At 62.5% G+C, this 427-nt stretch carries 1 protein-coding gene; it reads left to right on the top strand.

The features are described from left to right. Window positions 1-147: 147 nt before the first annotated feature. Window positions 148-427, top strand: a 280-nt coding sequence (locus I6F21_RS38035) for an MBL fold metallo-hydrolase (protein ID WP_225184422.1), incomplete at its 3' end; no start/stop codon positions are given.

Here is a 427-nt window from a genome sequence, read left to right as displayed (position 1 = left end):
CCCTAGGCGCGTCTCCAGACCGTGCGGTCTATGATTGCCAGCGTTCGGCATGGCTTGCCCTCAGCCCAACCCAACGCAGGCTTCCCGAGCCACGCATGTTGAAACGTAATTCCCCCAACCGTAATCCACTACACCAGGAGTGACAGAATGGCCAAAGCCTTCGCCTCGCAAGCCGACCTCGAGGCCAAACAAGTCACCTTCACCCAGCTCTCCCCCAACGCTTACGCTTATACAGCCGAGGGCGACCCGAACTCCGGCGTCATCATTGGCGACGACTCGGTGCTGATCGTCGACACCACCGCCACGCCCGCGATGGCGCAAGACCTGATCGCACGCATCCGCGCCATCACCGACAAGCCGATCAAGCACGTGGTGCTGTCGCACTATCACGCGGTGCGCGTGCTGGGCGCGTCGGCCTACTTTGCCG

The organism is Bradyrhizobium sp. NBAIM03 (assembly GCF_020194055.1).
Taxonomy (GTDB): Bacteria; Pseudomonadota; Alphaproteobacteria; order Rhizobiales; family Xanthobacteraceae; genus Bradyrhizobium; species Bradyrhizobium yuanmingense.
This window is presented reverse-complemented; position numbering and strand designations above follow the sequence as displayed.